At 51.5% G+C, this 8,475-nt stretch carries 9 protein-coding genes and 1 pseudogene; all 10 read left to right on the top strand.

Features of this window, described 5'->3' with window-relative positions; genetic code table 11:
* Window positions 1–377 (top strand): annotated as a pseudogene (locus tag AUK29_10845) (hypothetical protein).
* Between the two features lie 12 nt (window positions 378–389).
* Window positions 390–3,077, top strand: a complete 2,688-nt coding sequence (locus tag AUK29_10850) for a hypothetical protein (GenBank protein ID OIP60836.1) — start codon at window positions 390–392, stop codon at window positions 3,075–3,077.
* A 184-nt stretch (window positions 3,078–3,261) separates the two neighbouring features.
* Window positions 3,262–3,711 (top strand): DUF188 domain-containing protein, encoded by a 450-nt coding sequence (locus AUK29_10855; GenBank protein OIP60837.1) that lies wholly within the window; start codon window positions 3,262–3,264, stop codon window positions 3,709–3,711.
* Between the two features lie 187 nt (window positions 3,712–3,898).
* Window positions 3,899–4,693 (top strand): tRNA pseudouridine(38-40) synthase TruA, encoded by a 795-nt coding sequence (locus tag AUK29_10860; protein ID OIP60838.1) that lies wholly within the window; start codon window positions 3,899–3,901, stop codon window positions 4,691–4,693.
* Window positions 4,694–5,034: 341 nt separating this feature from the next.
* Entirely contained in the window at window positions 5,035–5,847 is an 813-nt protein-coding gene (locus AUK29_10865; GenBank protein ID OIP60839.1) for a hypothetical protein, read from the top strand.
* A gap of 19 nt (window positions 5,848–5,866) precedes the next feature.
* Window positions 5,867–6,109 carry a hypothetical protein gene (locus tag AUK29_10870; GenBank protein ID OIP60840.1) on the top strand — a complete coding sequence of 81 codons (243 nt, stop codon included), beginning with the start codon at window positions 5,867–5,869 and terminating at the stop codon, window positions 6,107–6,109.
* Window positions 6,090–7,046, top strand: a complete 957-nt coding sequence (locus AUK29_10875; GenBank protein OIP60841.1) for an alcohol dehydrogenase — start codon at window positions 6,090–6,092, stop codon at window positions 7,044–7,046. Before AUK29_10870 ends, AUK29_10875 begins: the two co-directional genes overlap by 20 nt.
* Before the next feature lie 141 nt (window positions 7,047–7,187).
* Window positions 7,188–7,469: a plasmid maintenance system killer gene (locus tag AUK29_10880; GenBank protein OIP60842.1), complete on the top strand. Its 282-nt coding sequence runs from the start codon at window positions 7,188–7,190 to the stop codon at window positions 7,467–7,469.
* A gap of 11 nt (window positions 7,470–7,480) precedes the next feature.
* Window positions 7,481–7,786 carry an addiction module antidote protein, HigA family gene (locus AUK29_10885; GenBank protein OIP60844.1) on the top strand — a complete coding sequence of 102 codons (306 nt, stop codon included), beginning with the start codon at window positions 7,481–7,483 and terminating at the stop codon, window positions 7,784–7,786.
* 140 nt (window positions 7,787–7,926) lie between these two features.
* The gene (locus AUK29_10890) at window positions 7,927–8,226 is read left to right on the top strand and encodes a hypothetical protein (protein OIP60843.1); all 300 of its coding nucleotides are present in this window, start codon (window positions 7,927–7,929) and stop codon (window positions 8,224–8,226) included.
* Window positions 8,227–8,475 lie beyond the last annotated feature (249 nt).

Genomic DNA, 8,475 nt, shown 5'->3' on the forward strand with positions numbered 1-8,475 from the left:
TTACTTATTCTCCAAGTCAGGGAGTCTACTGGAAGCAAGGATATTCCACGGAAAAGGATTTTATCTTCACGACCACGAATTTTCTCACCGTAAAACAGCTCGACCGCATTCATGAGGAGATGGGCGAGGATGAACACCTACTTGTCTGCTGCCGAAAGTTTTCTGCTCCCTGCCGCAACCGGTATCCCAATATTCAAGTGAAGAAGATTCCCCAGATGCTCATGGGCCGCTGCGAGTTTGGACGGGAGGACTACAGTCTGAATATCGTGAACCTGACCGATCTGCAGACGGCGCCGGAGTTCATTCCGCCCGGCCCTGAAGAGAAGCCGGTGAAACCAAAGGTAAAGGTAAATCCCGGTCAGGGGGCTCTGTTCTGAGAGGAGAAACAGATGAATCAGAATGCTTCCTATATCCGTAGCCGCCTCAGTTTGAGGAGGCCCCAGTCGGAAAGTCTTGACATCCTCTCGAAGCTTGTTGATCTGCTTGAGCTCAAGAAGTCGCCTGATCTATCTTCCGAACTCGAAAAAGTAAAGTCTCTCTATCCTATCTGTCAGGATTTCGAGCGGGAATTCCCGTCCGTTTGTTTTGCCCTGGCTACGGGTGTAGGTAAGACCCGGCTGATGGGTGCATTCATTGCGTACCTGTTTCTCGAAAAAGGGATACGGAACTTCTTTGTGATGGCCCCGAACCTGACGGTATATCAGAAGCTGATTACGGATCTTTCCGAGTCCTCCCACCCCAAATATGTGTTCAAAGGTATCGGAGATTTTGCAGCACATGCCCCTCGTATCGTAACCGGGGACACCTATGAGCGGTCGCAGGAAGGCTATCTGTTTTCGGATGTCACCATCAATGTTTTCAACATCTCAAAACTCAACTCCGAAACTCGCGGCGGAAAGGAACCCAGGATTAAGCGGCTTCACGAATGTCTTGGGGATTCCTATTTTAATCACCTGGCAAGTCTTGATGATCTTGTACTTCTCATGGACGAATCGCACCATTACCGGGCCGACCGGGGCATGGCCGTGATTAACGAGCTGAATCCGATACTCGGATTGGAACTGACAGCCACACCTCAGGTGGAGCGGGGCGGCCGGACAATCAAGTTCAAAAACGTTGTCTATGAATATTCTCTGGCCCAGGCCATTGAGGATGGTTTTGTGAAGGAACCGGCTGTGGCCACGAGAAAGAATTTCGATCCCTCTAATTATGGGGATGAAGATCTGGATCGGGTCAAGCTGGAAGACGGCCTCAGGATTCATGAGGACACTAAGGTGGCGCTCGATATTTATGCTCGCGACAGTGGTGAATCTCTGGTTAAGCCTTTTGTCCTGGTCGTGGCAAAGGATACGGACCATGCAGCCCGGCTCAGAGAGCTTATTCAGTCAACGGCTTTTTTTGAGGGTCGGTATGCAGACAAGGTTATGGAAATACACTCGGCTCAAACCGGTTCGGAAAAAGAGGAGAACATCGCACAGCTACTGACGCTGGAAAAGCCGGACAATAGGATTGAAATTGTGATCCATGTGAACATGCTGAAGGAAGGGTGGGATGTTACGAATCTTTATACCATCATTCCTTTACGTGCGGCAGCTTCCATGACGCTTCGTGAACAGACCATCGGGCGCGGCTTACGCCTTCCCTATGGGAAGATTACCGGGGCACCCAAGGTGGACAAGCTTACGATTATAGCCCATGACCGTTTTCAGGAGATTGTAGATCTGGCCAATCAGCCCGATTCCATTATTAAGCAGAAGCATATCATCACGATCGATGAGATGGATCTTGAAGGAGCAAAGGAGGTCGTTACAGCCCATTCCATTGCCGAACAGGAACTGCATGAAGAGGCAGAGAAGATTGCCAATATCGAGGAACCGGAAGAGAAGAAACAGGCCCAACTTGGACATGAGGCCAAGAAGAACATCCTGAGCATACTGCCCGCTCTTTCTCGGTCCGTGAGACACGCGGGGGATCTCTCCCGGCCTGAAATCCGAGATATGGCAATAAAGAAAATAGAGGAGAAACTCCAATCCGAACCGCAGAAAGATCTTTTCGCCGGCGACATCATAGCAGAAGCCAAGAATCGCTATAATGCAGTGGTTGCGGATTTTGTGGCAAGAATCATAGAAATTCCACGTATCGTCATTCAGCAGACCGGAGAAGTCCGTTCCGGCTTCAGAGATTTTGATCTGGATGTCGGCAACCTGAATTATCAACCGGTGTCCGAAGAGATCATACGTCGGGCCTTGCAGAGCAATGAAATAGATAGCGTGACCGGGGATGGTCGAATTCGGCCGGATAGGATTGACAATATCATTGTGAATGAGCTGATCAATTACTCGGAAATCGATTACGATGAGCAAGTTTTCCTTTTGATGAAGCTGGCTGGAGAGGCAGTGGCCCATTTCAGAACCTATTTAAAGGAGGATGATTTGATCAATGTGGTTCAGTATCACAAGAAGGCGATTGCCGAATATATTTATGCACAGATGATGCAGGATGATCATTTTTATGTGGAGGAACCGGAGTTTGAAAAACCGGAGGTTTATCCTTTCACAAAAATAGAAGAGCCCAGTTGCGCCAAGAGCCGTCACGACGGCGTTCATGATTTCAGAGAGACCGTTACACCCACCTCGGCCATTCCGTCCAAAGTGTTCAGCGGGTTTCAAAAGGCTTGCCACATACTCTACAAGTTTGACTCCAAGACAGAAAAAGATTTCGCCGTGATTCTTGAAGATGACTCGGCTGTTCTCAAATGGCTTCGGCCTGCCATGAGGCAGTTCAATATTTGGTACAACCACAATTCACAGCAATACGTGCCGGATTTCGTGGTCGAGACGGCGGATGCAGTTTACATGGTAGAAACAAAAATGGAAACGGATATGTCTTCCCCGGATGTTGCCAAGAAGACGCAAGCTGCCCTGGAATACTGCCGCCATGCGACTGACTATACGACCAAGAACGGCGGTAAGCCGTGGAAATACGTCTTGATTCCTCATAACGCCGTAATGCTGAATATGAGTTTTGAAGGGTTGGCCATGAGGTATGAAGTTGATACAATACCGCAGAAACCGTAGGGACAGTAAAATATGCTGTACATAAGATTCTTGAACTTGTTCGGGAAGTAGCCTCTCCAGTATTGAGGTCAAAATAATTGAATGATATTCATAAAAAATATTTCGATTTTAATCTCGCACTAGAGCGTGTTTTCTGGAATTCGGGGGACACAATACTCAATTCACTCAATAAGGAAAGAAAGCAATGCAAATCTGGATCGACGCCGATGCGTGCCCTAAAGACATCAAGGAAATTCTATTTCGTGCCGCTGAGAGGGTCGGCGTTTCCCTTATTCTTGTTGCCAATAAACCTCTTCGAACCCCGCCATCAAATTATATTAAGGCCCTCCAGGTGCCTGCCGGCTTTGATGTCGCAGATAACAATATCGTCCAGCAAATACAACAGGGCGACCTGGTCATAACTGCGGATATTCCCCTTGCCGCTCTGGTCATTGAAAAAGGGGGCCACGCGCTGAATCCCAGAGGAGAGTTTTATACGGAAGATAATATTCAGAAGCGCCTGGCCATGCGTAATTTTATGAGTGAGATGCGAGGCGGCGGCGTGATTACCGGCGGCCCATCTACGTTGAACCTGAGTGATCGACAGGCCTTTGCAAATGAGTTGGATCGCTTTTTAACCAGGTACAGACCATGAAAATGGGAGAGCGGCCATCAGCACACATTGGGGACAAACGTTTCTCCTCCCCTTTGTAAGGGGAGGTCAGGTTGGGTAGAAAGAATGCAGATCTACCTCCCCTTTCCCCTCCGTACAAAGGAGGGGAACCAGAAGGAATAAAAAGGGACCCTATTTGCATGAGTAACATCAGGAAGGGGACAGAGGTATGACCCATAAACCGGCCCCCGGCAGGTTCAGGCTCACCCTGGAATATGACGGCACACGGTACAGCGGCTGGCAGAAACAGCACGAGGTTAAGACCCTGCAGGGGTCCCTGTTGCAGGCCGCGGAAACTCTCTTCGGCAGCGATGAGCTGGACATCCAGGGGAGCGGCCGGACCGATGCCGGGGTGCACGCCCTCAATTACACAGCCCATCTGGAGGTGAGGACTGATCTTTCCCCTGAGGCCATCCTCCGCGGCATGAATGACGCCCTGCCCAGGGATATGGCGCTTCTCCGGGTGGAAAAGGCCCATCCGCGTTTCCACGCCCGGCACAACTGCATTGCCAGAAGCTACATCTACCGGCTCTCCAAAAGGAAATCGGCCTTTGACAGGAAATATGTCTGGTGGGTGCGCGACCCGCTCGATTTGGAGGCCATGCGCCGCGCCGCAGGACTCCTGGTCGGCATGCATGATTTCGTTTCTTTTGCCGAGAAACAGGAGCTGAAAAAATCGACCATGGCGCTGGTGCACCTTACGGAACTGACCGAGAATGACGGCTTGATCCTTTTCAGGATCATCGGGTCTCATTTCTTATGGAAGATGGTGCGCCGGATTGTCGGTCTTCTGGTGGAGGTGGGACGGCACGGCCTGGCGGTGGAGGACGTCGGAAGCCTCTTGACGGAGAAATCGGACCGGCCGGTCCGCTACATTGCCCCGGCGGCGGGGTTGTTCTTTGAACGGGCCTTCTATCACGAACAGGAACTGCAGGAATTTCTGCATCTGAGAGATGAGGCGTAATTAAATAAGGGCACCCCCCGGCTCTGCCGGGGGACTCCCAGCTTTTAACCATACCCCCCACCCTTACCCTCTCCCACAAGGGGAGAGGGAACTGATAGTGGGCCTCCCCTCCCTTGATGGCCTATGGCTCGGAGCCAACGGCTCATAGAGGAGGGGATCGAGGAGAGGGTGATGACTTTCTCTTCATGCTGCTGCTGTTCGGGAAATGGGGCAGTGTTTCCGGCTCCTGAAAAACAGATACTTGTCATTTCATTTTGCATGATCGCGGAAACGGTGCTATGATGCAATCCAATGCGCCTGTACCATCATGGGTAAATCTTATCGGGAGGAGGGACTAATTTATGAGCAGGAAATTTGTTGTTCTCGTGGTCATTTTATTCGTTATTGTGAGCGCGCTCTTTCTCTATATCTCACAGGTCGCCTTTAAAGATCCGAAGAGCTGCACTTCGTGTCATTATATTGCTCCTTATTACAAAAAATGGGAAACATCAACGCACAACATGGTGCCTTGCCTCAAGTGCCACGAGTACAGCTCCCAGCAGGCGCTCGTCGGGCAATTCATGTTTCTTGCCGGCGTATATAATCCTCGGCCCCTTACGAACGTTCCTGACAAGAACTGTCTCCAGTCCGGATGCCACGAGAAGCGGCTGGTTGAATCAAAAGTGGCGTTCACGAAGCGGGGCATTACCTTTGATCATAAGACGCACTTCAACGAAATGAAACGCGGGATCAAACTGCACTGCAGGAGCTGCCATTCGGATATTGTCCAGGGGGAGCATATGAAGGTTTCGACGAATGTCTGCTTTCTCTGCCACTTTAAAGGCGTGTCCCACGACCAGGCTTTTACGGGATGTCCCTCATGCCATTCGGCGCCCGCAAAGCCCATCATGTACAAAGGGAAATCCTTTTCCCACGAGGCGGCGTTACAGGCAGGTTACAAATGCAATATATGCCACGTTGAGATCACGCGAGGGGATGGCGTCACGCCTGTAGATAAATGCTACTTCTGCCATGTGGACAAGACGGAAAGATATTCCGATACCCAGTTCATTCACGAAAAGCATGTGACACAGAAGCAGGTTGACTGTCTCTGGTGTCATCCGAAGATCGAACATGGCGAGATAAAGATGGCGGAAGAAATACCGTTGATGTGATTGAAAAAAAATAGTTGTTATGAAACGGAAATCACTGCCGCAGGTTCCATGCCCGATATGCAGGAAGATGACGGACTGGTATGATAATCCGTACCGGCCTTTCTGTTCCGAGCGGTGCAAGCTCCTGGATCTTGGCGCGTGGGCCAGTGAAGGATACCGGGTCCCCGGGGAGCCTGTGTCTTATGAGCCTTCGGGCGGCAAGGATGAGGAGGAGAAGCCGGGACCGGAAGAGGGGGAAGACGATGAAGGCGCTTCGCTTTGAGGGGAACCTCAGATATGTGCCGGACTGTCCCGATCCGGCGCCGGCACGGGGCGAGGCCCTGGTCCGGGTGAAGATGGCCGGGATCTGCAGCACGGATCTTGAGATCCTCAAGGGTTACATGGGGTTCAAAGGGATACTTGGGCATGAATTCACGGGTGTGGTGGAGGCGTGCGATGACCCCGAACTCATGGGTAAGAGGGTCGTTGGGGAGATCAACTGCCCGTGCGGGGCCTGCGACATGTGCATAAGAGGTCTCGGCAACCACTGCGCTTCCCGCACCGTTCTCGGGATCCAGGGGAGGGACGGGGCCTTTGCCGAGTACCTGACCCTCCCGCAGGAGAATCTTCACCCCCTTCCGGACAGCCTCAGCGATGAACAGGGGGTTTTTGTGGAACCTGTTGCCGCGGCCTTTGAGATTCTGGAACAGGCGGAGATCGCCCCGGAGGAACGCATTCTGGTGGTTGGGGACGGGAGGCTGGGGTCGCTCGTGGCGCAGGTCCTGCGCGGTTCCGGTGCGGCGCTGACCGTGATCGGGCGCCATGAAGAGAACCTGGCCATCCTGCACAGGCTCGGGATCCATGCCGTCCTGGAGAAGGATCTTGCCGGTCTTCAGGGAGCGGATATCGTGGTGGACTGTTCCGGATCGCCCGCAGGCTTTGATCTCAGCAGGCGGCTTGTCAGGCCGGGAGGGAGGATCGTCCTGAAGAGCACGCTTACCTCTCCGGTGCAGGTCAATCTTTCATCCATAGTTGTGGACGAGATCACCCTGATCGGCTCCCGGTGCGGCCCTTTCGAACCCGCCATGTGGGCTCTGGCAGGAAGAAAGGTTGATGTTGATTCCATGATCTCGGCCGTCTACCCGTTGGATCAGGGCATTGAGGCCTTGAAAAGGGCCTCTCTCCCCGGCGTTTTGAAGGTTCTGCTGAAGATGGATTGAACCGCCAAGCGGTTTTCCCGGCCGTAAAGAAAAAATCCCCGGCCATTTCATGCACCGAAGAAGGGGACAGGTTATTTTCCATCCCCTTCGAATCCAGGTTAACACTTGACATCTAACGTTAAACGTTATACCTTTCCATTTATGATCAAGTCTTTCAGTGACAGAGAGACGGGAAAGGTCTATAGCCGTGAGGGTTCAAGAAGATTGCCGGGAGATATCCAGCAGGTGGCCCTGAGAAAATTGCGCATGATACACAATGCAAAAAACATCAATGACTTACGTGTCCCTCCTGCGAACAGGCTGGAAAAGCTTGGCGGAGATAGAGAGGGGCAATACAGCATCAGGATCAATGATCAATGGCGTATCTGTTTTTTCTGGAAGGCAGGGGACGCTCATGAGGTTGAAATCATAGATTACCATTAGGGGTGAAAATCATGAAAAAGAAGAAACTGCAACCCGTACATCCAGGCGAGGTACTCCTGGAGGAATTCCTCAATCCCATGGGACTGAGCCAGAGCAAGCTCGCGCTGAACATCGGTGTGCATCCTCGCAGGATAAATGAAATTGTACTGCAGAAGAGACGGATTACGGCAGACACGGCCCTGAGACTGGCCAAGTTTTTCGGGACCTCTGCCGAGTTCTGGCTCGGCCTGCAATCGCAGTATGATTTGGATATAGCGATTGATGAACTGTCTGACCGAATTGACCGGGAGGTCAAAGAGTATTCAGAAGTGGTTTAGCGGTTCAGATAGATTTGACAGCGGAGCAGGATTCTGTTATCTTCTCCAGACTGTCAGGGTCGTTGCATACACATCCTGCATATTTAGGAGCCCCTGCAAAGAAACTGAAGGGCGCTCTAACAAAAAAAGGGGATTCAGAAATGGCTGAAAAGAAACAGAAGGGCGGGAAAGTGGTTTCCATCAAGGAAAAGATTCAGGAAAAGATTCAGGTTCTGAAAAAAGAAGTGATGGAAAAGAAAAAGGCCTCGGAAAAGCCCATCGGGGACAAGGACCTCCGCGACGTGCACAAGACACTCAAGAGGCTTCAGAGAAAACTCAGCCGGATGACGGCGCTGGAGAAGCGGGCTGAAGCCAGGGCATCGAGCGCCCCAGAGGAGAAAACCTCCGATGCCGCCGGGGCCGAGCCCGCAGAGGCCGGAACTGAGAAGGCGGCCGGGTAAAGAAAAAGGGATACTCTCCAAAAGAGTGGGTGAAAACATAAGGGTTCAAGGGGTCAAGGATTCCAGGGGTCAAGTGAAGTGCTCAAACACTACAAGGAGTTAAAGGAAGGGCCCCAGTCTTATCAATGATGTTTGGAGATTTACAAATTGTGAATTGGAGACACAAGTATTACTCGCTGAAGATCTTGGTTATATCAGGGATGAGAAGTTAAAGAGACTTAAGAGTGATATCGAGGAGGTTGAGCGGAT

The sequence above is a fragment of the Nitrospirae bacterium CG2_30_53_67 genome (genome assembly GCA_001873285.1).
Taxonomy (GTDB): domain Bacteria; phylum CG2-30-53-67; class CG2-30-53-67; order CG2-30-53-67; family CG2-30-53-67; genus CG2-30-53-67.

Coding starts and splice junctions, on each gene's coding strand:
- AUK29_10885 (OIP60844.1), top strand. CDS start 7,481: ATGAAAAAGAAGAAACTGCAACCCGTACATCCAGGCGAGGTACTCCTG.
- AUK29_10850 (OIP60836.1), top strand. CDS start 390: ATGAATCAGAATGCTTCCTATATCCGTAGCCGCCTCAGTTTGAGGAGG.
- AUK29_10855 (OIP60837.1), top strand. CDS start 3,262: ATGCAAATCTGGATCGACGCCGATGCGTGCCCTAAAGACATCAAGGAA.
- AUK29_10870 (OIP60840.1), top strand. CDS start 5,867: ATGAAACGGAAATCACTGCCGCAGGTTCCATGCCCGATATGCAGGAAG.
- AUK29_10860 (OIP60838.1), top strand. CDS start 3,899: ATGACCCATAAACCGGCCCCCGGCAGGTTCAGGCTCACCCTGGAATAT.
- AUK29_10890 (OIP60843.1), top strand. CDS start 7,927: ATGGCTGAAAAGAAACAGAAGGGCGGGAAAGTGGTTTCCATCAAGGAA.
- AUK29_10865 (OIP60839.1), top strand. CDS start 5,035: ATGAGCAGGAAATTTGTTGTTCTCGTGGTCATTTTATTCGTTATTGTG.
- AUK29_10880 (OIP60842.1), top strand. CDS start 7,188: ATGATCAAGTCTTTCAGTGACAGAGAGACGGGAAAGGTCTATAGCCGT.
- AUK29_10875 (OIP60841.1), top strand. CDS start 6,090: ATGAAGGCGCTTCGCTTTGAGGGGAACCTCAGATATGTGCCGGACTGT.